This is a genomic window from Citrobacter sp. RHBSTW-01013 (assembly GCF_013781985.1).
Classification (GTDB): Bacteria; Pseudomonadota; Gammaproteobacteria; order Enterobacterales; family Enterobacteriaceae; genus Citrobacter; species Citrobacter braakii.
In genome coordinates, this window is the sequence record NZ_CP056185.1 from 1,080,562 (window position 1) to 1,103,138 (window position 22,577).

Genomic DNA, 22,577 nt, shown 5'->3' on the forward strand with positions numbered 1-22,577 from the left:
TCATGACGACATTTATTCAATTGCATATTCTGACGGCTTACGCCCCCGCTAACCTGAACCGTGATGATACCGGACGTCCGAAAACCGCCATTATGGGCGGAGTAGAACGCCTTCGGGTCTCCTCACAAAGTCTCAAGCGCGCATGGCGTACCTCGGAAGTTTTTGAAAGCGCGCTCAGTGGACATATTGGCACCCGTACTCGCCGTCTGGGCAGTGAGATTTATAAACATCTGCTGGCTGGTGGAGTTGCAGAAAAGATGGCGCTTTCCGCCGCTGGAAAAATAGCCAGCCAGTTCGGCAAATTAAAAGCCGATAAAAATGCGAAGGCGGAAGAGAACCTGAATATCGAACAACTGGTGCATATCAGTCCGGATGAATACCGGCATATAAACAAACTGGTTGAAACGCTGATTGCGGATAAACGTGAACCGGAAGAGAGCGAGCTGAAGCTGTTACGTGAAACTGCCAGCGGCGTTGATATCGCGCTGTTTGGTCGCATGCTGGCATCCAGCCCGGCGTTTAACGTTGAAGCCGCTTGCCAGGTGGCTCATGCTCTTGGCGTCAGCGCCGTTACGGTTGAAGAGGATTTCTTTACGGCAGTGGACGATCTGAACCGTAAAGAGGATGACGCCGGGTCGGCGCATATGGGTGAGAAGGGCTTCGCCTCTGCGTTATTCTATTCTTATATTTGCATCAGTCGCGACCTGTTACTGGAAAACCTCAATGGTGATGAAGCCCTGGTCGCGCGAACCCTTAAGGCGCTGGCCGAAACGGCGCTCACTGTCTCGCCAACCGGAAATCAGAACAGCTTTGCCTCGCGTGCTTACGCATCTTACGCACTGGTGGAAATGGGACGCCAGCAGCCTCGTGCGCTTTCAGTCGCTTTCTTTAATCCTGTTCGTGGAGAAGATCAGCAGACACAGGCCATTCAACGCCTGAAAGAGCAGCGGCAGAAGTTTGAACGCGCTTACGGGTCACGTGAGGGGGAGCGCCACTACGAGATGAATGTGGAATCGGGCGAAGGTTCGCTTCAGGAACTGCTGGAGTTTGTCAGCCAGTAAGGAGTTGCGATGTCCCGCTATCTTGTTTTTCAACTTTACGCGCCGTTGATGTCCTGGGGCGAAGCCGCCGTGGGCGAGGTGAGGTACAGCAACGCTGTGCCCAGTCGTTCAGCATTATTGGGATTGCTTGCTGCCGCCTGCGGTATCCGGCGTGAGGCTGCTCATCTGGATGAGTTTAACCGACACTACCATTTTGCCATACGACCGTTTTCTTCCCGCGAGCAATGGCTGCGTGACTATCACACTGTCGAAGTACCAAAAGAGAACAGAAAGCGCATTTATTTCACCCGGCGTGATGAGCTGGTTCTGGCGCCGGAAGATCTCAACACGATGATCACCACCCGCGAATATAGGTGCGATGCGCTGTTCCATATTGCTGTTCAGGAAACTGAAGGGGCACCGATAGTTCTGGAAAAACTGGCAGTTGCACTGGAGGAGCCTGTATTTCCTCTGTATCTGGGGCGAAAATCTTGTCCTCCAGCCCTGCCGCTGGCGCCGCTGATACTGGACGGAACGTTGGCCCACGTTTTTTACCAGGCAGAGCAGGCGTTGATTTGCCCGGAACTGGCGGCAATCACTACCGCGTCCGATCTTTGCTATTGGGAAGGCGAGCCGCAGGGCGTTGTGCCTGCTATTTCCGTTCAGAGAAGCGATCAGCCACTCAGTAAAGTACGCTGGCAGTTTACTACGCGTACTCAGTTTGCAGGCCAGCTCAGGGAGGAAAAATAATGTTTCTGTCACGCGTAACGCTGGACCTCGGCAAGCTAACGCTTGAAATGATGCAGAAGTGGCAGAGCGCCAGCCCCTATGCCAGTCATCAATGGCTCTGGCAGCTTTTTTCTCATCAGGATGAACGCCGTTTTCTGTTTCGCCATGAGTCTGCAGTACGGGGCGAGCGTTTTTATGTGCAGTCGGATGTTCCACCTCTGGATGGGCATAATATTTTTGCCGTAGAGAGCAAACCGTTTCAGCCACATCTGACAAAAGGCATGTTTCTGTATTTTTCGCTACGCGCGAATCCCGTTATCACCCGATCCGGTAAGCGTAGCGACGTGATGATGGATGCCAAATACCAGGCAAAGCAGAAAGGGATACCTGCTGAACAACACTGGCCACTGCAAATCATCGCGGCGAATAACTGGCTACGCCGTCAGGGGGAACAGCATGGTTTCATGCTTCCTGATAAGCAGGATTACGTGGTGAGTTACCAGCAACAACGTTTCAGTCGACTAACCGGGGAACGTCCTATCAGTTTTGGCAGCGTTGATTTTGCGGGACTGTTACGGGTAGACGATGTGACGCGTTTCTCTCACGCTCTCAGGAATGGGTTTGGTAAAAGCAAAGCGCTGGGCTGCGGTCTGATGTTGATTCGGCGAGGGGAACAATGAATTGGCTACCGCTGAGCCCCATCCCAATGAAAGATCGTACCTCAATGATCTTTCTGCAATACGGGCAGATTGATGTGATCGACGGAGCGTTCGTGCTGATCGACAAAACGGGAATACGAACGCATATTCCGGTGGGATCGATAGCCTGCATTATGCTGGAGCCAGGCACGCGCGTTTCTCATGCCGCGGTGCGACTGGCGGCAACCACGGGCACCTTACTGGTATGGGTTGGTGAAGCAGGTGTACGATTGTACGCCTGCGGACAGCCGGGAGGCGCGCGTTCAGACAGACTGTTGTATCAGGCAAAGCTGGCGCTGGATGAAGAACTCCGGCTGAAAGTGGTGCGTAAAATGTTCGAATTGCGTTTTGGTGAGCCTGCTCCCAGCCGTCGCTCCGTTGAACAACTCCGCGGCATCGAAGGCGCGCGGGTACGCCAGAGCTATGCTCTGCTGGCAGAGCGCTACGGTGTGAAGTGGCATGGTCGACGTTACGATCCTAAAGACTGGAAAAAGGGCGACACGGTTAATCAGTGTATTAGTGCTGCCACATCCTGCCTTTATGGTATTACCGAAGCCGCTGTATTAGCCGCGGGTTATGCACCTGCTATTGGTTTTGTTCATTCCGGTAAGCCGCTCTCTTTTGTGTATGACATTGCTGATATCGTCAAATTTGATGGTGTTGTTCCGGTTGCTTTCGAGATTGCCGCCCGTGCGCCAGTCAGTCCAGATAAAGAGGTTCGTCTGGCCTGTCGGGATATATTCCGCAGCCAGAAAACGCTGGCGCGGATCATCCCATTGATTGAAGAAGTACTGGCTGCCGGGGAAATTGAAATCCCTAAACCTTTTGCAGATGCCCAACCTCCGGCGATCCCTGAGCCTGTTTCATTGGGCGATGCAGGGCACAGGGGGTAGCGCATGAGTATGCTTGTTGTTGTCACCGAAAATGTTCCTGCTCGTTTGCGCGGTCGTCTGGCTGTCTGGTTATTAGAAGTTCGCGCAGGTGTTTACGTTGGCGATACCTCACGTAAGGTGCGAGAAATGATCTGGCATCAGGTCACTACCCTGGCAGACGAAGGGAATGTTGTTATGGCTTGGGCGGTGAATAATGAGTCTGGTTTTGATTTTCAAACATGGGGTGAAAACAGGCGCATGGCGGTGGAACTGGATGGATTAAGGTTAGTGTCATTCCATCCTTCGTAAAATCAATGGGTTATATTTCTTTAATAATGTGGAAAATTTGGTGAAATTTTTCTACGGCTATAATCCCTTTTAGATCAGTGATATAGTTTTAGAGTGTTCCCCGCGCCAGCGGGGATAAACCGACGAATCCTTGAGAGCTGGTATGGTCGCAATTGTGTTCCCCGCGCCAGCGGGGATAAACCGATTTTATAGGCACACCCGCCGATAAAATTGCAGTGTTCCCCGCGCCAGCGGGGATAAACCGTTCTCGCGCAACGACAAAATGATGGAATTCTCGTGTTCCCCGCGCCAGCGGGGATAAACCGCGCACATAGGAATTGCTGTGCCACATCGGCTGGTGTTCCCCGCGCCAGCGGGGATAAACCGGGTCGTCACCAGCAGGATGTCGTTATCGGCGTGTGTTCCCCGCGCCAGCGGGGATAAACCGCGGGAGTATATCTACCGTACCACAGGTAAAGAGTGTTCCCCGCGCCAGCGGGGATAAACCGTTGATTGAAATGCTGAAAACTCGCCAATTCCGGTGTTCCCCGCGCCAGCGGGGATAAACCGGGCTTTGAGTATCAACCTAACTGCCAGATCAAGTGTTCCCCGCGCCAGCGGGGATAAACCGGTCAGCCAGCGTGGTGTCGATGTAGGCATAGCGTGTTCCCCGCGCCAGCGGGGATAAACCGCTCGCTATTACACCTCGGGTGGTGATGGTTTCGTGTTCCCCGCGCCAGCGGGGATAAACCGCATGCTGGTTACTGCCCAGGTCATCAGCGCCTGTGTTCCCCGCGCCAGCGGGGATAAACCGAGCGGAAATTTAGCCTGATAACCATATGCAAAGTGTTCCCCGCGCCAGCGGGGATAAACCGCACCGTTACCGGGTCGCCGATTTTCGGCGCGCGTGTTCCCCGCGCCAGCGGGGATAAACCGTTTTTGCCGTTCGCCGGCTTCGCTTGCAACACGTGTTCCCCGCGCCAGCGGGGATAAACCGCCTTTAGCATCGCTGATCTTGCGAACACGCCGGTGTTCCCCGCGCCAGCGGGGATAAACCGCATCTTGCGGGCTTCCCGTTCCGTTGGCGCGTGTGTTCCCCGCGCCAGCGGGGATAAACCGGAGATCTCGACCATTGATATTTCCGTTATTGGGTGTTCCCCGCGCCAGCGGGGATAAACCGCCACAATTTTAACCCCACGCAAAACGCCGTGAGTGTTCCCCGCGCCAGCGGGGATAAACCGGCCAAAATCACCGGGGAGAATGAGGCGCAACCGTGTTCCCCGCGCCAGCGGGGATAAACCGGGCTTTCTCCGCTGCCATTTCTCATGATTACAGTGTTCCCCGCGCCAGCGGGGATAAACCGCGCGGCTAACTCACGATCTATACGCTCACCCAGTGTTCCCCGCGCCAGCGGGGATAAACCGTAGATCGCATTACGATTAGCGAGCTACATAGAGTGTTCCCCGCGCCAGCGGGGATAAACCGGCCACCAGCGGCCCTACGTTCGGCCGCTTCTTGTGTTCCCCGCGCCAGCGGGGATAAACCGGTCGTGCAGTACCAGCAACAGATGTTGATCACGTGTTCCCCGCGCCAGCGGGGATAAACCGTCTAAATTTGAGTTTCACCCGGCGACGGGTGGGTGTTCCCCGCGCCAGCGGGGATAAACCGCAATGCCGCCTTCTTCCGTGCTCAGGCGGTGCGTGTTCCCCGCGCCAGCGGGGATAAACCGGTGGAGAGAGTGATAAGCGCCGTAGATATCGAGTGTTCCCCGCGCCAGCGGGGATAAACCGCGGGGACACCGGTGCGGGAGACAGTGAATCAGGTGTTCCCCGCGCCAGCGGGGATAAACCGTAGCCCTGCGTTACGTCAGCGCTACGAAACGTGTGTTCCCCGCGCCAGCGGGGATAAACCGAAGACGTTTAACTATTTACAGGACTGGATCCGGTGTTCCCCGCGCCAGCGGGGATAAACCGCTGATCACTATACCCTTGAATACCACGCTCAAGGTGTTCCCCGCGCCAGCGGGGATAAACCGGAATCTACCAGGTTAATGAGCATGGAGATGTCGTGTTCCCCGCGCCAGCGGGGATAAACCGACTTCATCCGGATCCGCGATGAGTACCGGCGAGTGTTCCCCGCGCCAGCGGGGATAAACCGCAATCTATTCAGTTTGTGCGTCATACCATCATGTGTTCCCCGCGCCAGCGGGGATAAACCGCGTGTTTATCTCCAGCATTTCCCCGGCAGTAAGTGTTCCCCGCGCCAGCGGGGATAAACCGAGGCACGTCTTCGGCAATTTGGCTGATACCCAGTGTTCCCCGCGCCAGCGGGGATAAACCGGATTTGATAAGCCGCTGATTGACACATCAAACGTGTTCCCCGCGCCAGCGGGGATAAACCGGCGCTGGGGGAATTCACCCGCTACGGCAAATCGTGTTCCCCGCGCCAGCGGGGATAAACCGCCCGCCAAGATAAACCTCAACGAGCAATTCTTGTGTTCCCCGCGCCAGCGGGGATAAACCGCGGGAACCCACTGGCGTACAACACCAGTTCAGGTGTTCCCCGCGCCAGCGGGGATAAACCGGTATCAACCACATAGATATGACCATCACGCGGGTGTTCCCCGCGCCAGCGGGGATAAACCGTACTGAATGACTATGCCGAAACGCTGGAGAACGTGTTCCCCGCGCCAGCGGGGATAAACCGTTGGCGATCATTTTCGGTAACAGCGGGGCCGCGTGTTCCCCGCGCCAGCGGGGATAAACCGCTGTTGCGCTCTGAACTCCGTCAGATTCACAAGTGTTCCCCGCGCCAGCGGGGATAAACCGTGGCCGCAACCGGAACAGGCGGCGCAGGCGGAGTGTTCCCCGCGCCAGCGGGGATAAACCGCTGGCCCGATAATTCTCCGCACTGTCGGTGGCGTGTTCCCCGCGCCAGCGGGGATAAACCGACCTGGCGCCGGGTTTAAATCTTCCAGTACGCGTGTTCCCCGCGCCAGCGGGGATAAACCGTACCAACGTGTGCTGGTGGCACGATCTCGTGAGTGTTCCCCGCGCCAGCGGGGATAAACCGTTGCTTTTGCCATTCTGTTATCGCCCCTTATGGTGTTCCCCGCGCCAGCGGGGATAAACCGTCATCAGCCTTTACAACTGGTACATGCCCGTGGTGTTCCCCGTGCCAGCGGGGATAAACCGTGCAGAGGGCGCGGCGCGCGCGCACTTCTCGGGTGTTCCCCGCGCCAGCGGGGATAAACCGGGTGAGGGTTCTCCAATCGAGTTGGGCCTTGTGTGTTCCCCGCGCCAGCGGGGATAAACCGTAAACGGCTCGGGCAAAAAATATCAGCAGCAGGTGTTCCCCGCGCCAGCGGGGATAAACCGGGGCGATAAAGCAAACTTCCGGGACCGTTAGTGTGTTCCCCGCGCCAGCGGGGATAAACCGCTCTTAATAAACGCGTTTAGCGGATTAGTCTCGTGTTCCCCGCGCCAGCGGGGATAAACCGTTGAGCGTGCAATTCTGGAGCATGCCGGGCTGGTGTTCCCCGCGCCAGCGGGGATAAACCGATGTAGATATGGCCGCAGGTGGTTATATGCAGGTGTTCCCCGCGCCAGCGGGGATAAACCGAGAACGGCGGCGGGTACTGGCTGGGCCGGATTGTGTTCCCCGCGCCAGCGGGGATAAACCGCGGTACTTATCTTAGCCCACCGAACGCCGTCAGTGTTCCCCGCGCCAGCGGGGATAAACCGGAATGGCCAATAATTTTAAATTCAGCCAGCGCGTGTTCCCCGCGCCAGCGGGGATAAACCGAATTCATTGTCAGTATGTTGCTGTTGATAGTAGTGTTCCCCGCGCCAGCGGGGATAAACCGAACGCAAACACACCCTTGATGCCGCTGAATTTGTGTTCCCCGCGCCAGCGGGGATAAACCGAGTTGATGCGGCAAATCGTTGCGGCCGAAATGGTGTTCCCCGCGCCAGCGGGGATAAACCGATCACCTCGACTGTTCAAAACTCGATAGTAAAGTGTTCCCCGCGCCAGCGGGGATAAACCGGCGGTCTCTATGTCGATGCGGTGGACTGAATAGTGTTCCCCGCGCCAGCGGGGATAAACCGCTGGAAGTCCCGCGTGATGTGATGGATGTTTTGTGTTCCCCGCGACAGCGGGGATAAACCGCCGGAGGTTCTGATGGTGTCCGAAACCATGTCGTTTTCCCCGCGCCAGCGGAGATAAACCGGAACATCCTGAAGTACACATCAAAAACGAACCGTGTTCCCCGCGTCAGCGGGGATAATCTACTTTGAAAGCAGAAATATTATGGGGCTGGATGGGTTACGAGGATTTTCCCGCCTTTGCCAGTTCTTTCACCAGCGGGAGCATAATGCGTACCACGTCGCGGCTACGGTGCTCTATCCTGCCCGGTAAGGCTTTATCGATATGCTGCTGGTTATCCAGTCGCACATCGTGCCAGCTGTTGCCTGCCGGGAACGAGGCGCTTTTGGCGCGCTGTTGATAGCCATCTTTCTTGCCCAGACTCCAGTTGGTTGCTTCAACGGAGAGCACGGCAATGCCCGCATCGTCGAAGACCTCTGCATCGTTACAACATCCAGTACCTTTCGGATAGTTTTTGTTCAGTCCCGGATTGGTGCTGGCTACGATACCGCGGCTGTGCGCGATGGCCAGCGCCCGGTCGCGCGTCAATTTTCGCACAGCTTCCGGGGTTTTCTTACCGCTATTGAAATAGAGCTTATCGCCGACGATCAGGTTATCGAGGTTGATAACCAGCAGCGTATTTTTCTTCTCGGCGGCGCTCATTCGCTTCAGGATGTTCTCCGCGCCCAGTTTGCCTTCTTCCTCGCCGCTGGTGGCGATGAATCGAATGCCGTACTGCGTCGGCACGTCTTTGAGTTTTTCCGCCAGTTCCAGCATCACACCAAGTCCTGCGGCGTTGTCATCAATACCTTGCAGGGTCAATCCACCCAGATTGGCATCGGAATCAGCGTCGCTCTGTGCGGCGTAGGTGTCGAGGTGCGCCATGATAATAATCTGCTGTGGCGCTTTACCCTCATGTGCAGCAATAACGGTACTTCCCGTGACGTTATGCCAGTTTTTACGGTTATTTTTGGCGGTATAAACATAACGGCTATTAAACGTTCGAATATCACTGCTGTAGCCCATCTGCTGAAATTGCTGGCGAATATAATCAGCAGACAACATTTCTGCCGGAGAGCCCGTTACGCGGCCTGGGAAAAACGTTGCGATATATCGAGCCTGGGTATTTGCGATATCTCCAGGTTTGGAAGATGTTGCCTGTGCGGGAAGGATAAAGCACGCGCCGAGCGCCAGGATTGCAAGAAGGGGGCGCGTTGCGGAAAACATAATGAGTCCTTAAATACCAAGCAGAAATTTTTAGCCGCTAGTATGAAACCGTGATCGAGGTAAAACAATTTCATTTGCTCCTAAATGCCCTAAATTCGGTAGCTTAAGCACTTTTTGATATTTGCTTTTCCGGATCGTTATTCCTTTGAGGAACTACTCATTCCAATTCGTAATTTCATTCGCCCTCTTGCCCTCCCTATAGTCAGGTTATCTGAGCATCGTTAGCAAAATAACGGCATTACATAGGAACGGTTATGGATCAAAAACGACTTACCCACCTGCGGCAACTGGAAGCGGAAAGCATCCATATTATTCGTGAGGTGGCCGCCGAGTTTTCGAATCCGGTGATGATGTATTCCATCGGCAAAGATTCCAGCGTAATGCTGCATCTGGCGCGCAAAGCGTTTTATCCTGGCACGTTGCCGTTCCCTCTGCTGCACGTTGATACCGGCTGGAAATTCAGCGAGATGTACGAGTTTCGTGACCGCACGGCGAAAGCCTACGGTTGTGAACTGCTGGTGCATAAAAACCCGGAAGGGGTGGCGATGGGCATCAACCCGTTTGTTCACGGTAGCGCCAAGCATACCGATATTATGAAAACCGAAGGGTTGAAGCAGGCGTTGAACAAATACGGTTTCGACGCCGCGTTCGGTGGCGCTCGTCGTGACGAAGAGAAATCGCGTGCCAAGGAGCGCATTTATTCTTTCCGCGATCGTTTTCATCGCTGGGACCCTAAAAATCAGCGTCCGGAACTGTGGCATAACTACAACGGACAGATTAACAAAGGCGAAAGCATTCGCGTATTCCCGCTCTCCAACTGGACTGAACAGGATATCTGGCAGTACATCTGGCTGGAAAATATCGACATCGTGCCGCTGTACCTGGCGGCGGAGCGTCCGGTGCTGGAACGCGACGGCATGCTGATGATGATTGATGACGACAGAATCGATCTGCAACCGGGTGAAGTGATTAAAAAACGCATGGTGCGTTTCCGTACGCTCGGCTGCTGGCCGTTGACAGGCGCGGTGGAGTCGAATGCGCAGACGCTGCCGGAAATCATCGAAGAGATGCTGGTCTCAACCACCAGTGAACGTCAGGGCCGCGTGATTGACCGCGACCAGGCGGGCTCCATGGAGCTGAAGAAACGTCAGGGGTATTTCTAAGGAGCCGCCATGAACACGACACTTGCACAACAAATTGCTAATGAAGGCGGCGTTGAAGCCTGGATGGTCGCCCAGCAACACAAAAGCCTGCTGCGTTTTTTAACCTGCGGTAGCGTGGATGACGGGAAAAGCACCCTGATTGGTCGCCTGCTGCACGACACGCGTCAGATTTATGAAGACCAGCTTTCATCGCTGCACAACGACAGTAAACGTCACGGTACTCAGGGCGAAAAGCTCGATTTGGCGTTATTGGTTGACGGCTTGCAAGCCGAGCGCGAGCAGGGCATCACCATCGACGTGGCTTACCGTTATTTCTCTACCGAGAAGCGTAAATTTATTATTGCGGATACTCCCGGCCATGAGCAGTACACTCGCAACATGGCGACCGGTGCGTCGACCTGCGACCTGGCGATCCTGCTGATCGATGCGCGTAAAGGCGTGCTGGATCAGACCCGTCGTCACAGCTTTATCTCCACACTACTTGGGATCAAACACCTGGTGGTGGCGATCAACAAAATGGATCTGGTGAACTTTAGCGAAGAGACATTTAACCGCATTCGCGAAGACTATCTTACTTTTGCTGAACAGTTGCCGGGCAACCTGGATATCCGGTTTGTGCCGCTCTCTGCGCTGGAAGGCGACAACGTGGCTTCACAAAGCGCCAGCATGTCGTGGTACAGCGGTCCGACGCTACTGGAAGTGCTGGAAACCGTTGAGATTCAACGCATAGTTGATACTCAGCCGATGCGCTTCCCGGTGCAATATGTGAACCGACCGAATCTGGATTTTCGTGGTTATGCCGGGACGCTGGCCTCCGGTAGTGTGAAGGTAGGGCAACGTGTCAAAGTGCTGCCATCCGGCGTTGAGTCGAGCGTGGCGCGAATCGTAACCTTTGATGGCGATTTACAGCAAGCGCATGCGGGTGAAGCGATCACCCTGGTATTGAAAGACGAGATCGATATCAGCCGGGGCGACCTGCTACTTGATGCCGGTGAAGCGTTACCTGCGGTACAAAGCGCTGCCGTTGATGTGGTGTGGATGGCGGAACAACCGTTGTCGCCTGGGCAGAGCTACGACATCAAAGTCGCCGGTAAGAAGACCCGCGCACGCGTTGATAACGTGCAGTACCAGATTGATATTAATAACCTGACCCAACGTGATGTTGAAGCGTTGCCGCTAAATGGCATAGGTCTGGTTAATCTGACCTTTGATGAGCCGCTGGTGCTGGATACCTATCAGCAGAATCCGGTTACGGGCGGGCTGATTATCATTGACCGCCTGACCAACGTTACCGTTGGCGCGGGGCTGGTACGTGAGCCAATCGTCCAGGATCACGCCGCGGCTTCTCAGTTCAGCGCGTTTGAGCTGGAGCTTAATGCGTTAGTGCGTCGCCATTTCCCGCACTGGGGCGCGCGCGATCTGCTGGGAGGAAAATAATGGCGCTGCATGACGAAAACGTCGTCTGGCATGCCCATCCTGTTACACCGCAACAGCGGGAACAACGCCACGGTCATCGTGGTGTTGTGCTGTGGTTTACCGGGCTGTCTGGTTCCGGTAAATCCACGGTAGCGGGGGCGCTGGAAGAGGCGTTGCACAAGCTGGGAGTGAGTACCTATTTGTTGGATGGCGATAACGTGCGCCACGGCCTGTGCAGCGATCTTGGGTTTAGCGATGCCGATCGTAAGGAGAATATTCGTCGGGTTGGCGAGGTGGCTAACCTGATGGTGGATGCGGGTCTTGTGGTGTTGACCGCCTTTATCTCTCCACATCGCGCCGAACGCAAAATGGTCCGTGCACGCGTTGGTGAAGGGCGTTTTATTGAGGTTTTTGTCGACACGCCGCTGGCAACGTGCGAATTACGCGATCCAAAAGGGCTGTATAAAAAAGCGCGGGCGGGTGAGTTGCGCAATTTCACCGGAATTGATTCGGTATACGAAGCGCCTGAATCGCCAGAGATTCACCTTGATGGTGAACAATTGGTAACAAATTTGGTACCCCAATTATTAGACCTGCTGAGGCAGGAAGATATTATCAGATCCTGAGACACCCGAGCTTGTATGCCCGGTCAGTCACGGTCACAGGATTAGATATGCGTAACAGCCATAACATTACTATTACAGAGTCAGATACCTTCGCCGCCGACGATGAAACCACCTGGTCACTACCGGGTGCTGTGGTCGGTTTTATCGCGTGGCTGTTGGCGCTGGGGATTCCGTTTCTGATTTATGGCCCTAACACACTCTTTTTCTTCATTTATACCTGGCCCTTTTTCCTCGCATTGCTGCCCGTGGCGATTGTCGCGGGTATTGCGCTGCACTCCCTATTGAAGGGGCTGTTGCTGCTGAGCATTACCTGCACCCTACTGGTGGTTGGGGCGATGTTTGGCGCGCTATTTCTGTGGTTGTTGGGTTAGGCAAACGCCTTTTTTAAACAATCGCTGATGTAGTTCACTCTCTGGTCATAATTCAAACCGTAACCAACAATGAGATTATGTTCTCCTTACACGGGGTATACGTAACAACGGGCAAATGTGGTACATTTGCCCGCGTTGTCGCGGCATTCCCGACCGTTGATGTAAAGTTGTCTGCGGAAGTTATGGGATGTTAATGCCGTTTTTCAGGGGGCAGGATGGGTAAACTAACGCTGCTGTTGCTGGCTTTATTGGTCTGGCTGCAGTATTCGCTGTGGTTCGGTAAGAACGGCATACATGACTATAGTCGCGTCAACGATGATGTTGCTGCGCAGCAAGCTACGAACGCGAAACTTAAAGCACGTAACGATCAGCTCTTTGCCGAAATTGACGATCTCAATGGCGGACAAGAGGCTATTGAGGAGCGCGCGCGCAACGAGCTCAGCATGACTAAGCCGGGCGAAACCTTTTATCGTCTGGTGCCTGACGCGTCTAAACGCGCTCAGACTGCAGGGCAAAATAATCGATAAACCGTCCAGGGATTTAACATGGCAGCCACTTTATTGGACGTTTGCGCCGTGGTGCCGGCTGCCGGGTTTGGCCGCCGAATGCAAACAGAGTGTCCTAAGCAGTACCTCTCTATTGGCAATAAAACCATTCTTGAACACTCGGTTGATGCGCTGCTGGCTCATCCCCGGGTGACGCGAGTCGTTATCGCTATCAGCCAAGGCGACAGCCGCTTTGCCCAACTTCCACTCGCCGCGCATCCGCAAATTACCGTAGTGGATGGCGGCAACGAGCGTGCCGATTCTGTCCTTGCTGGTTTGCAAGCCGCAGGTGAGGCCAGTTGGGTACTGGTGCATGACGCCGCGCGTCCGTGTCTGCACCAGGATGATTTAGCCCGTTTGCTGGCAATCAGTGAGACCAGCCGCACCGGCGGGATCCTGGCGGCACCAGTACGCGACACGATGAAGCGCGCGGAGCCGGGCCGAACAGACATTGCCCATACGGTCGATCGCACCGATTTATGGCACGCGTTGACGCCGCAGTTTTTCCCTCGCGAGCTGTTGCACGACTGCCTGACCCGTGCGCTCCTCGAAGGCGCAACCATTACGGATGAGGCCTCGGCGCTGGAATATTGCGGCTTACATCCTCAGCTCGTTGAAGGACGGGCTGATAATATTAAAGTAACGCGTCCAGAGGATTTGGCGTTGGCCGAATTTTATCTGACCCGGACTACCCACCAGGAGAAGACATAATGCGAATTGGACACGGTTTCGACGTACACGCTTTTGGCGGAGAAGGCCCAATTATCATTGGTGGTGTGCGCATCCCGTATGAAAAAGGATTGCTGGCGCATTCTGATGGCGATGTGGCGTTACACGCGCTAACTGATGCTCTGCTGGGCGCGGCTGCGCTGGGGGATATCGGTAAACTCTTCCCTGACACCGACCCGACCTTTAAAGGTGCCGATAGTCGTGAATTATTGCGAGAAGCCTGGCGGCGTATTCAGGCCAAAGGCTATACGCTTGGTAATGTGGATGTGACCATTATTGCTCAGGCGCCAAAGATGCTGCCGCACATTCCGCAAATGCGCGTGTTTATTGCCGAAGATCTCGGCTGCCATATGGATGATGTTAACGTGAAAGCGACCACCACGGAAAAACTCGGTTTTACCGGGCGTGGGGAAGGGATTGCCTGTGAAGCGGTGGCGTTACTCATTAAGGCACCGAAATGACTGTGTTTGACGATCTGACGTATCTCCATGGCAAACCACTGGGCCATGGCGTCCTGAAAGCGAATCCGGAAGACTTTGTTGTCGTCGAAGATTTAGGCTTCGAACCGGATGGCGAAGGCGAGCATGTTTTGGTGCGCATCCTGAAAAACGGTTGTAACACCCGTTTTGTGGCTGACGCGCTGGCGAAATTCCTGAAAATTCACGCGCGTGAAGTGAGCTTTGCCGGGCAGAAAGATAAGCATGCGGTCACGGAACAGTGGCTGTGCGCGCGTGTACCGGGCAATGCAATGCCTGATCTAAGCAAATTTGAGCTCGAAGGCTGTAAAGTTCTGGAGTACGCGCGCCACAAGCGTAAGCTGCGTTTAGGGGCGCTGAAAGGCAACGAATTTACGCTGGTGTTGCGTGAAGTGAGCGAGCGAAATGACGTTGAAGCGCGTTTGCAGGCGATTAGCGAACGCGGCGTACCGAACTATTTTGGCGCTCAGCGTTTTGGTATCGGCGGTAGCAACCTGCAAGGGGCGCTGCGCTGGGCGCAAAGCGATGCGCCGGTGCGCGATCGCAATAAACGCAGTTTTTGGTTGTCGGCGGCCCGTAGCGCGTTGTTTAATCAGATAGTCAGTGAACGCTTGAAAAAAACAGACTTTAATCAAGTTGTTGACGGCGATGCGCTACAATTATCCGGACGCGGAAGCTGGTTTGTCGCCACACAGGAAGAACACACTGAATTACAGCGTCGCGTCGATGAGAAAGAATTGATGATCACAGCGGCATTACCGGGCAGCGGTGAGTGGGGAACTCAGCGCGACGCACTGGCGTTTGAAAAAGCCGCTGTTGCTGATGAAACCGCGCTGCAGTCTCTGTTATTGCGCGAGAAAGTCGACGCGTCGCGTCGCGCTATGTTGCTGTATCCACAACAATTAAGCTGGAACTGGTGGGATGACGTAACCGTCGAGTTACGCTTCTGGCTACCGGCAGGTAGCTTCGCCACCAGTGTTGTAAGGGAACTTATTAACACAATGGGTGATTATGCGTATATTGCTGAGTAACGATGATGGGGTCCACGCACCCGGTATACAAACGCTGGCGAAAGCGCTGCGTGAGTTTGCTGACGTACAGGTGGTTGCCCCGGATCGTAACCGCAGTGGCGCGTCTAACTCGCTGACGCTGGAATCCTCACTTCGCACCTTTACCTATGATAACGGCGATATCGCCGTACAAATGGGTACGCCCACCGACTGCGTTTATCTGGGCGTGAACGCATTAATGCGTCCGCGTCCGGACATTGTCGTTTCTGGTATTAATGCGGGTCCTAATCTGGGTGATGATGTTATCTATTCCGGTACCGTTGCGGCGGCAATGGAAGGTCGTCATCTGGGGTTCCCGGCGCTGGCTGTTTCACTTGATGGCCATAAACACTACGATACTGCTGCCGCAGTAACCTGTCGTATCTTACGGGCGCTGAGTCGTGAACCGCTGCGCACCGGTCGCATTTTGAATATCAACGTGCCGGATTTACCGCTGGATCAGATTAAAGGTATTCGCGTCACGCGCTGCGGCAGTCGCCATCCGGCGGATCAGGTTATTCCACAGCAGGACCCACGCGGTAATACGCTGTACTGGATCGGGCCACCGGGTGAAAAGTGCGACGCCGGGCCGGATACGGATTTTGCCGCCGTCGATGAAGGCTATGTTTCTATCACGCCGCTGCACGTCGATTTAACCGCATACGGCGCGCATGAAGTGGTTTCTGACTGGTTAGACAGCGTGGGAGTCGACACGCAATGGTAAGCAGACGCGTACACACTCTTCTTGAACAATTACGTGCGCAGGGCATCAGAGATGAGCTTGTCCTCGATGCGCTCGCCGCCGTGCCGCGTGAAAAATTCATTGATGAGGCGTTTGAACATAAGGCCTGGGACAATATTGCCCTGCCGATTGGTCAGGGGCAGACGATTTCGCAGCCTTATATGGTTGCGCGAATGACCGAACTGCTTGAGCTAACGCCGCAGTCTCGGGTGCTGGAAATTGGCACTGGCTCTGGCTACCAGACGGCGATTCTGGCGCACCTGGTGCATCATGTGTGCTCCGTTGAGCGCATTAAAGGTTTGCAATGGCAGGCGCGTCGCCGCCTGAAGCAGCTTGATTTACATAATGTTTCGACCCGTCATGGTGATGGATGGCAAGGCTGGCAGGCGCGAGCTCCGTTTGACGCTATCATTGTAACGGCAGCGCCGCCCGAGATCCCAACCGCATTGATGATGCAACTGGATGAGGGCGGCATTCTCGTCTTACCCGTGGGCGATGAGCACCAGTTTCTGAAGCGGGTGCGTCGTCGGGGAGGCGAATTTATTATCGATACCGTGGAGGCCGTACGTTTCGTTCCCTTAGTGAAAGGGGAGCTTGCGTAGATAGCGCTGCTGAATACCTGGAGTTTTCCTGGTTATTCTCGAAAGAGTAAGCGTATTGTGACGGTGCCTTGCACGGTGATTACGTCACTGGTTTTAACCAATTTTCCTGGGGGATAAATGAGCGCGGGAAGCCACAAATTTACCGTTCGCCGCATTGCGGCATTGTCACTGGTTTCACTATGGTTGGCAGGTTGTTCAAACACCTCGAATCCACCAGCGCCGGTCAGCTCGGTTAACGGTAGTGCATCAACGAACACCAGTTCTGGCATGCTGATTACGCCTCCACCCAAAATGGGCTCGACGTCGACAGTACAGCAGACGCCACAGATCCAGTCGGTGCAGCAACCAACTACACAGCCAACGCAAATCCAGCCTGTTGTTCAACAGCCTGTGCAGATGGAAAACGGTCGTATTGTATACAATCGTAAGTATGGGAATATTCCGAAAGGTAGCTACACGGGCGGCAGTACCTATACTGTTAAGAAAGGCGATACCCTTTTCTATATTGCCTGGATCACCGGGAACGATTTCCGTGACCTCGCACAACGCAATAACGTTCCGGCCCCGTATGGCCTGAATGTCGGTCAAACTCTGCAAGTGGGCAACGCGTCTGGCGCACCGATTACCGGTGGCAATGCCATCACCCAGGCGGATGCAGCACAGCAAGGAGTTGTGACCAACCCTGCACAAAATTCCACCGTTGCTGTTGCTTCGAAACCAACAATTACGTATTCTGAGGATTCAGGTGAACAAAGTGCTAACAAAATGTTGCCGAACAACAAGCCTGCTGGGACTGTGGTCACAGCGCCTGTAACGGCTCCAGCAGTTAGCACAACCGAATCAACTGCAAGCTCAACGTCGACTAGCTCGCCAATCTCTACCTGGCGCTGGCCGACTGACGGCAAAGTGATCGAAAACTTTGCGGCTACCGAAGGTGGCAATAAAGGGATCGACATTGCAGGCAGCAAAGGACAGGCTATTGTCGCGACCGCAGATGGACGCGTCGTCTATGCCGGTAATGCGCTGCGTGGTTACGGTAATCTTATTATCATCAAACATAACGATGATTACCTGAGCGCCTACGCCCATAACGATACAATGCTGGTCCGGGAACAACAAGAAATCAAGGCGGGGCAGAAAATAGCTACCATGGGTAGCACCGGAACCAGTTCAACACGCTTGCATTTTGAAATTCGTTACAAGGGGAAATCCGTAAACCCGCTGCGCTATTTACCGCAGCGATAATTAGGCGGAACCAGGCTTTCACGTGCTAGTTCCGTTAGGGATCACGGGTAGGAGCCACCTTTATGAGTCAGAATACGCTGAAAGTTCATGATTTAAATGAAGATGCGGAATTTGATGAGAACGGAGTAGAGGCTTTTGATGAAAAAGCCTTGAGTGAAGAGGAACCCAGTGATAACGACCTGGCTGAAGAAGAGCTGTTATCGCAGGGGGCCACACAGCGTGTGTTGGACGCGACTCAGCTTTACCTTGGTGAGATTGGTTATTCACCACTGTTAACAGCCGAAGAAGAAGTTTATTTTGCGCGTCGCGCACTGCGTGGAGATGTCGCATCTCGCCGTCGCATGATTGAAAGTAACCTGCGTCTGGTGGTGAAAATTGCTCGTCGTTATGGCAATCGTGGTCTGGCTTTGCTGGACCTGATTGAAGAGGGCAATTTAGGGCTTATCCGTGCCGTCGAGAAGTTTGACCCGGAACGTGGGTTCCGCTTCTCAACATACGCAACCTGGTGGATCCGCCAGACGATCGAACGGGCGATTATGAACCAAACCCGTACGATCCGACTGCCGATTCACATTGTAAAAGAGCTGAACGTCTATCTGCGTACCGCGCGTGAGTTGTCGCATAAACTGGACCACGAACCGAGTGCAGAAGAGATTGCTGAACAACTGGATAAACCGGTTGATGACGTCAGCCGTATGCTCCGACTCAACGAGCGTATTACCTCGGTAGACACCCCGCTGGGTGGCGATTCCGAAAAAGCGTTGCTGGATATTCTGGCCGATGAAAAGGAAAACGGTCCGGAAGACACCACGCAAGACGATGATATGAAACAGAGCATCGTCAAATGGCTGTTCGAACTGAACGCCAAGCAGCGTGAAGTGCTGGCACGTCGTTTTGGTCTGCTGGGGTACGAAGCTGCGACACTGGAAGATGTGGGCCGTGAAATTGGTCTCACTCGTGAACGTGTTCGCCAGATTCAGGTTGAAGGTCTGCGTCGTCTGCGTGAAATTCTGCAGACTCAGGGACTGAATATCGAAGCGCTTTTCCGCGAGTAAGCACAAGTTCTATCAAGAAAGGCCAGTCTCATTGGGACTGGCCTTTTTGTGCACAGAAAACCCCCAGCTAGGCTGGGGGTTCCGGAAAGCTTTCAGCTTTGGGCCAGTTATTAAAACCCCTTTTGATTTGTTAAAACACATTGCGGTCTGGCAACTGCAAATGTTTAACAAGAAATCAAAAGGGGGTCCCAATGGGGGACGAAAAGAGCTTAGCGCACACCCGATGGAACTGTAAATATCACATAGTTTTTGCGCCCAAATACCGAAGACAAGCATTCTACGGTGAGAAACGCAGGGCGATAGGCAGCATCTTAAGAAAGCTGTGTGAGTGGAAAAACGTGCGGATCCTGGAAGCGGAATGCTGTGCGGATCATATCCATATGCTTGTGGAAATCCCACCCAAAATGAGCGTATCCGGCTTTATGGGGTATCTGAAAGGGAAAAGCAGTCTGATGCTGTATGAACAGTTTGGGGATATGAAATTCAAGTACAGGAATAGAGAGTTCTGGTGCCGGGGATACTACGTAGATACGGTGGGTAAGAACACGGTGAAGATACAGGAATACATAAAGCACCAGCTTGCAGAAGATAAAATGGGTGAGCAGTTATCGATCGCTTATCCGGGTAGCCCGTTTACGGGCCGTAAGTAACGAAGTCTGATGCAAATGTCAGATCGTATGCGCCTGTTAGGGCGCGGCTGGTAACAGAGCCTTATAGGCGCATCCGAAAAACCTCCGGCTATGCCGGAGGATATTTATTCTTTAGGGCTACCGCTATCGGGTTCTTTTTACTACACCAGACTTTTCAACCGGTAGATCCACTCCAGCGCCTGGCGAGGCGTTAGCGAATCCGGGTCGAGATTTTCCAGCGCATCAACGGCGGGTGACGTTTCTTCCGGTACTGACAGCAGCGACATCTGCGTGCCGTCGACCTGGGTTGCGGCAACATTTGGCGCGATGCTTTCCAGTTCGCGCAGTTTTTGCCGCGCGCGTTTGATCACCTCTTTCGGTACGCCAGCCAGGGCAGCGACTGCCAGACCATAGCTCTTGCTCGCCGCGCCATCCTGCACGCTGTGCATGAAGGCGATGGTATCGCCGTGCTCTAACGCATCCAGATGCACATTAGCGACGCCCTCCATCTTCTCCGGTAACTGCGTCAGTTCGAAGTAGTGGGTCGCAAATAAAGTTAATGCTTTGATTTTATTCGCCAGATTTTCTGCGCATGCCCATGCCAGCGACAGGCCGTCGTAGGTGGAGGTACCGCGTCCAATCTCATCCATCAGCACCAGACTGTTCTCGGTGGCGTTATGCAGAATGTTGGCGGTTTCGGTCATTTCTACCATGAAGGTGGAACGACCCGATGCCAGATCATCCGCCGCGCCCACGCGGGTAAAGATACGATCGATAGGCCCGATCTCGACTTTCTGTGCCGGAACGTAGCTGCCGATATAGGCCAGTAGCGCAATCAACGCAGTCTGGCGCATATAGGTACTTTTACCCCCCATGTTTGGGCCGGTGATGATCAACATCCGTCGCTGAGGCGAGAGGTTAAGCGGGTTGGCGATAAACGGCTCGGTCAGCACCTGTTCAACCACCGGATGACGTCCCTCGGTAATACGAATGCCGGGTTTATCGGTGAAGATCGGACAGGTGTAATTCAGGGTATAAGCACGCTCCGCGAGGTTGACCAGCACGTCCAACTCCGCCAGCGCGCTGGCGCTCTGTTGCAAATCAGCCAGGTGTGGCAGCAGCATGTCGAACAGCTCGTCATACAGCTGTTTTTCCAGCGCCAGCGCTTTGCCTTTTGAGGTCAGAACTTTGTCTTCGTACTCTTTCAGTTCCGGAATAATGTAGCGTTCGGCGTTTTTCAATGTCTGGCGGCGTACGTAGTTAATTGGCGCCAGATGACTTTGCCCACGGCTGATCTGAATGTAGTAGCCGTGCACGGCGTTAAATCCTACTTTCAGCGTGTCCAGACCGGTGCGTTCGCGTTCGCGGATTTCCAGTCTGTCGAGGTAGTCCGTGGCGCCATCAGCCAGCGCTCGCCACTCATCAAGCTCTTCATTGTAGCCAGGGGCAATGACGCCGCCGTCACGGACGAGCACCGGCGGAGCTTCCACGACGGCACGCTCCAACAGTTCACGCAGCTCAGTAAACTCACCCATTTTCTCGCGCAGCATCTGCACGGGGGCGCTATCTACGTTTTCCAGTTGCGCGCGCAGTTCGGGTAATTGCTGGAAGGCATGACGCATACGGGCCAGATCGCGCGGGCGCGCAGTACGCAGGGCCAGACGCGCCAGAATACGTTCCAGATCGCCTACCTGGCGCAGCACGGGTTGTAATTCGCTGGTGGTATCCTGCAGCGCGCCGATAGTCTGTTGGCGCTCGGTGAGGATGTTGGTGTCGCGGACCGGCATATGCAGCCAGCGCTTGAGCATACGGCTACCCATCGGTGTCACGGTGCAGTCGAGTACTGAAGCCAGCGTGTTTTCCACCCCGCCCGCCAGGTTCTGGGTGATTTCCAGATTGCGGCGTGTGGCGGCGTCCATGATGATGCTGTCCTGCTGACGCTCCATGGTGATGGAACGAATATGCGGCAGCGAGGTGCGTTGGGTATCTTTTACGTATTGCAGCAGACAGCCGGCAGCGCATAATCCGCGTGGGGCGTTTTCCACGCCAAAGCCAATCAGATCCCGCGTGCCGAACTGCAGATTTAACTGCTGACGGGCGGTATCAATTTCAAATTCCCACAGCGGACGACGACGCAGGCCGCGACGCCCCTCTATCAGCGAGGTTTCGGCAAAATCCTCGGCATACAGCAATTCAGCGGGGTTGGTGCGCTGCAATTCCGCGGCCATGGTTTCGCGGTCAGCGGGTTCACTGACACGAAAACGCCCGGAGCTGATATCCAGCGTAGCGTAGCCGTACCCTTTACTGTCTTGCCAGATGGCGGCCAGCAGGTTGTCCTGGCGTTCCTGCAACAACGCTTCATCACTGATGGTGCCTGGCGTGACAATACGTACCACTTTGCGCTCAACCGGGCCTTTGCTGGTCGCCGGATCGCCAATCTGTTCACAAATAGCAACGGACTCACCCTGATTGACCAGCTTGGCGAGGTAGTTTTCTACCGCATGATGAGGAATGCCTGCCATCGGTATTGGCTCGCCCGCAGATGCGCCGCGTTTGGTCAGGGAGATATCAAGCAGCTGAGACGCGCGTTTCGCATCGTCATAAAACAGTTCGTAAAAGTCGCCCATGCGGTAAAACAGCAGTATTTCTGGGTGCTGAGCCTTCAGCTTGAGATACTGCTGCATCATGGGGGTGTGGGAGTCTAAGTTTTCTATTGTACTCATTGGTTTATGATGTCCATTTTCTTAATTTTTAATGAGTTAGTGATTTTTTGGTTATCATTAAGTTTCACGTTGTCTCATCGAATATCATGAAATCCTACATTTAAAGGTGGGTTAAAGTGTGCCTTGCCAACCTATACCTGGGTAAAATATGGGCATATACAGAGTAACCTACCTTGATGTTCATGATTGCATAAGGTGCATGATAA

General features: G+C 54.3%; 21 protein-coding genes and 1 CRISPR repeat array. Of the genes, 18 read left to right on the forward strand and 3 right to left on the reverse strand.

What is annotated here, in order from left to right; all coding sequences use genetic code 11:
• The first annotated feature begins 2 nt into the window (after positions 1-2).
• Genes cas7e through cas2e form a run of 5 tightly spaced genes read left to right on the forward strand, consistent with a single transcriptional unit; the run spans position 3 to position 3,648 of the window.
• Positions 3-1,061, forward strand: a complete 1,059-nt coding sequence (gene cas7e, locus HV350_RS05220; protein ID WP_181629938.1) for a type I-E CRISPR-associated protein Cas7/Cse4/CasC — start codon at positions 3-5, stop codon at positions 1,059-1,061.
• 9 nt (positions 1,062-1,070) lie between these two features.
• The gene (cas5e, locus tag HV350_RS05225; protein WP_181629939.1) at positions 1,071-1,790 is read left to right on the forward strand and encodes a type I-E CRISPR-associated protein Cas5/CasD; all 720 of its coding nucleotides are present in this window, start codon (positions 1,071-1,073) and stop codon (positions 1,788-1,790) included.
• Positions 1,790-2,449, forward strand: a complete 660-nt coding sequence (cas6e, locus tag HV350_RS05230) for a type I-E CRISPR-associated protein Cas6/Cse3/CasE (RefSeq protein WP_181629941.1) — start codon at positions 1,790-1,792, stop codon at positions 2,447-2,449. Before cas5e ends, cas6e begins: the two co-directional genes overlap by 1 nt.
• Complete coding sequence (gene cas1e, locus HV350_RS05235) at positions 2,446-3,360, forward strand: type I-E CRISPR-associated endonuclease Cas1e (protein ID WP_181547544.1); 915 nt, start codon at positions 2,446-2,448, stop codon at positions 3,358-3,360. The genes cas6e and cas1e overlap by 4 nt, the downstream gene beginning before the upstream one ends.
• 3 nt (positions 3,361-3,363) lie before the next feature.
• Positions 3,364-3,648: a type I-E CRISPR-associated endoribonuclease Cas2e gene (gene cas2e, locus HV350_RS05240; RefSeq protein ID WP_046274804.1), complete on the forward strand. Its 285-nt coding sequence runs from the start codon at positions 3,364-3,366 to the stop codon at positions 3,646-3,648.
• A gap of 93 nt (positions 3,649-3,741) precedes the next feature.
• A CRISPR array of direct repeats spans positions 3,742-7,919; the repeat unit is 29 nt; unit sequence GTGTTCCCCGCGCCAGCGGGGATAAACCG.
• Positions 7,920-7,953: 34 nt separating this feature from the next.
• Here cas2e and HV350_RS05245 read toward each other — a convergent pair.
• Positions 7,954-9,000, reverse strand: coding sequence for an aminopeptidase (locus tag HV350_RS05245; RefSeq protein ID WP_019077559.1), 1,047 nt, complete (start codon positions 8,998-9,000; stop codon positions 7,954-7,956).
• Positions 9,001-9,254: 254 nt separating this feature from the next.
• Between HV350_RS05245 and cysD the strand changes: the two genes are divergently transcribed.
• The 10 genes from cysD (at position 9,255) to HV350_RS05295 (ending at position 16,719) form a co-directional block, all read left to right on the forward strand.
• Positions 9,255-10,163, forward strand: coding sequence for a sulfate adenylyltransferase subunit CysD (gene cysD, locus HV350_RS05250; protein ID WP_003034152.1), 909 nt, complete (start codon positions 9,255-9,257; stop codon positions 10,161-10,163).
• A gap of 9 nt (positions 10,164-10,172) precedes the next feature.
• Entirely contained in the window at positions 10,173-11,600 is a 1,428-nt protein-coding gene (gene cysN, locus HV350_RS05255; protein WP_115190298.1) for a sulfate adenylyltransferase subunit CysN, read from the forward strand.
• Complete coding sequence (gene cysC / locus HV350_RS05260) at positions 11,600-12,205, forward strand: adenylyl-sulfate kinase (RefSeq protein WP_137352524.1); 606 nt, start codon at positions 11,600-11,602, stop codon at positions 12,203-12,205. The genes cysN and cysC overlap by 1 nt, the downstream gene beginning before the upstream one ends.
• A 47-nt stretch (positions 12,206-12,252) precedes the next feature.
• Positions 12,253-12,576, forward strand: a complete 324-nt coding sequence (locus HV350_RS05265; protein WP_016154211.1) for a DUF3561 family protein — start codon at positions 12,253-12,255, stop codon at positions 12,574-12,576.
• Between the two features lie 215 nt (positions 12,577-12,791).
• Positions 12,792-13,103 (forward strand): cell division protein FtsB, encoded by a 312-nt coding sequence (gene ftsB / locus HV350_RS05270; protein WP_003034163.1) that lies wholly within the window; start codon positions 12,792-12,794, stop codon positions 13,101-13,103.
• Between the two features lie 18 nt (positions 13,104-13,121).
• Complete coding sequence (gene ispD / locus HV350_RS05275; RefSeq protein ID WP_181629942.1) at positions 13,122-13,832, forward strand: 2-C-methyl-D-erythritol 4-phosphate cytidylyltransferase; 711 nt, start codon at positions 13,122-13,124, stop codon at positions 13,830-13,832.
• Positions 13,832-14,311 (forward strand): 2-C-methyl-D-erythritol 2,4-cyclodiphosphate synthase, encoded by a 480-nt coding sequence (ispF, locus tag HV350_RS05280; RefSeq protein ID WP_016154209.1) that lies wholly within the window; start codon positions 13,832-13,834, stop codon positions 14,309-14,311. The genes ispD and ispF overlap by 1 nt, the downstream gene beginning before the upstream one ends.
• Entirely contained in the window at positions 14,308-15,357 is a 1,050-nt protein-coding gene (gene truD, locus HV350_RS05285) for a tRNA pseudouridine(13) synthase TruD (protein ID WP_016154208.1), read from the forward strand. Before ispF ends, truD begins: the two co-directional genes overlap by 4 nt.
• Complete coding sequence (gene surE, locus HV350_RS05290; RefSeq protein ID WP_016154207.1) at positions 15,338-16,099, forward strand: 5'/3'-nucleotidase SurE; 762 nt, start codon at positions 15,338-15,340, stop codon at positions 16,097-16,099. Before truD ends, surE begins: the two co-directional genes overlap by 20 nt.
• Complete coding sequence (locus tag HV350_RS05295; RefSeq protein ID WP_003034172.1) at positions 16,093-16,719, forward strand: protein-L-isoaspartate(D-aspartate) O-methyltransferase; 627 nt, start codon at positions 16,093-16,095, stop codon at positions 16,717-16,719. Before surE ends, HV350_RS05295 begins: the two co-directional genes overlap by 7 nt.
• A 32-nt stretch (positions 16,720-16,751) precedes the next feature.
• Here the strand turns inward: HV350_RS05295 and HV350_RS26600 are convergent, their stop codons facing one another.
• Positions 16,752-16,979, reverse strand: a complete 228-nt coding sequence (locus tag HV350_RS26600) for a hypothetical protein (protein WP_225622947.1) — start codon at positions 16,977-16,979, stop codon at positions 16,752-16,754.
• Here HV350_RS26600 and nlpD point away from each other — a divergent pair.
• The 3 genes from nlpD (at position 16,882) to tnpA (ending at position 19,669) form a co-directional block, all read left to right on the forward strand.
• The gene (nlpD, locus tag HV350_RS05300; protein ID WP_249418029.1) at positions 16,882-17,964 is read left to right on the forward strand and encodes a murein hydrolase activator NlpD; all 1,083 of its coding nucleotides are present in this window, start codon (positions 16,882-16,884) and stop codon (positions 17,962-17,964) included. The two genes, HV350_RS26600 and nlpD, sit on opposite strands and share 98 nt — an antisense overlap.
• A gap of 62 nt (positions 17,965-18,026) precedes the next feature.
• Entirely contained in the window at positions 18,027-19,019 is a 993-nt protein-coding gene (rpoS, locus tag HV350_RS05305) for an RNA polymerase sigma factor RpoS (RefSeq protein ID WP_000081498.1), read from the forward strand.
• Between the two features lie 191 nt (positions 19,020-19,210).
• A complete protein-coding gene (gene tnpA, locus HV350_RS05310) occupies positions 19,211-19,669 on the forward strand; it encodes an IS200/IS605 family transposase (RefSeq protein ID WP_131381019.1) in 459 nt (152 codons plus the stop codon).
• 140 nt (positions 19,670-19,809) lie between these two features.
• Here the strand turns inward: tnpA and mutS are convergent, their stop codons facing one another.
• A complete protein-coding gene (mutS, locus tag HV350_RS05315) occupies positions 19,810-22,371 on the reverse strand; it encodes a DNA mismatch repair protein MutS (RefSeq protein ID WP_181629944.1) in 2,562 nt (853 codons plus the stop codon).
• Between the last annotated feature and the right edge of the window lie 206 nt (positions 22,372-22,577).

Coding starts and splice junctions, on each gene's coding strand:
- cas7e (WP_181629938.1), top strand. CDS start 3: ATGACGACATTTATTCAATTGCATATTCTGACGGCTTACGCCCCCGCT.
- cas5e (WP_181629939.1), top strand. CDS start 1,071: ATGTCCCGCTATCTTGTTTTTCAACTTTACGCGCCGTTGATGTCCTGG.
- cas6e (WP_181629941.1), top strand. CDS start 1,790: ATGTTTCTGTCACGCGTAACGCTGGACCTCGGCAAGCTAACGCTTGAA.
- cas1e (WP_181547544.1), top strand. CDS start 2,446: ATGAATTGGCTACCGCTGAGCCCCATCCCAATGAAAGATCGTACCTCA.
- cas2e (WP_046274804.1), top strand. CDS start 3,364: ATGAGTATGCTTGTTGTTGTCACCGAAAATGTTCCTGCTCGTTTGCGC.
- HV350_RS05245 (WP_019077559.1), bottom strand. CDS start 9,000: ATGTTTTCCGCAACGCGCCCCCTTCTTGCAATCCTGGCGCTCGGCGCG.
- cysD (WP_003034152.1), top strand. CDS start 9,255: ATGGATCAAAAACGACTTACCCACCTGCGGCAACTGGAAGCGGAAAGC.
- cysN (WP_115190298.1), top strand. CDS start 10,173: ATGAACACGACACTTGCACAACAAATTGCTAATGAAGGCGGCGTTGAA.
- cysC (WP_137352524.1), top strand. CDS start 11,600: ATGGCGCTGCATGACGAAAACGTCGTCTGGCATGCCCATCCTGTTACA.
- HV350_RS05265 (WP_016154211.1), top strand. CDS start 12,253: ATGCGTAACAGCCATAACATTACTATTACAGAGTCAGATACCTTCGCC.
- ftsB (WP_003034163.1), top strand. CDS start 12,792: ATGGGTAAACTAACGCTGCTGTTGCTGGCTTTATTGGTCTGGCTGCAG.
- ispD (WP_181629942.1), top strand. CDS start 13,122: ATGGCAGCCACTTTATTGGACGTTTGCGCCGTGGTGCCGGCTGCCGGG.
- ispF (WP_016154209.1), top strand. CDS start 13,832: ATGCGAATTGGACACGGTTTCGACGTACACGCTTTTGGCGGAGAAGGC.
- truD (WP_016154208.1), top strand. CDS start 14,308: ATGACTGTGTTTGACGATCTGACGTATCTCCATGGCAAACCACTGGGC.
- surE (WP_016154207.1), top strand. CDS start 15,338: ATGCGTATATTGCTGAGTAACGATGATGGGGTCCACGCACCCGGTATA.
- HV350_RS05295 (WP_003034172.1), top strand. CDS start 16,093: ATGGTAAGCAGACGCGTACACACTCTTCTTGAACAATTACGTGCGCAG.
- rpoS (WP_000081498.1), top strand. CDS start 18,027: ATGAGTCAGAATACGCTGAAAGTTCATGATTTAAATGAAGATGCGGAA.
- tnpA (WP_131381019.1), top strand. CDS start 19,211: ATGGGGGACGAAAAGAGCTTAGCGCACACCCGATGGAACTGTAAATAT.
- mutS (WP_181629944.1), bottom strand. CDS start 22,371: ATGAGTACAATAGAAAACTTAGACTCCCACACCCCCATGATGCAGCAG.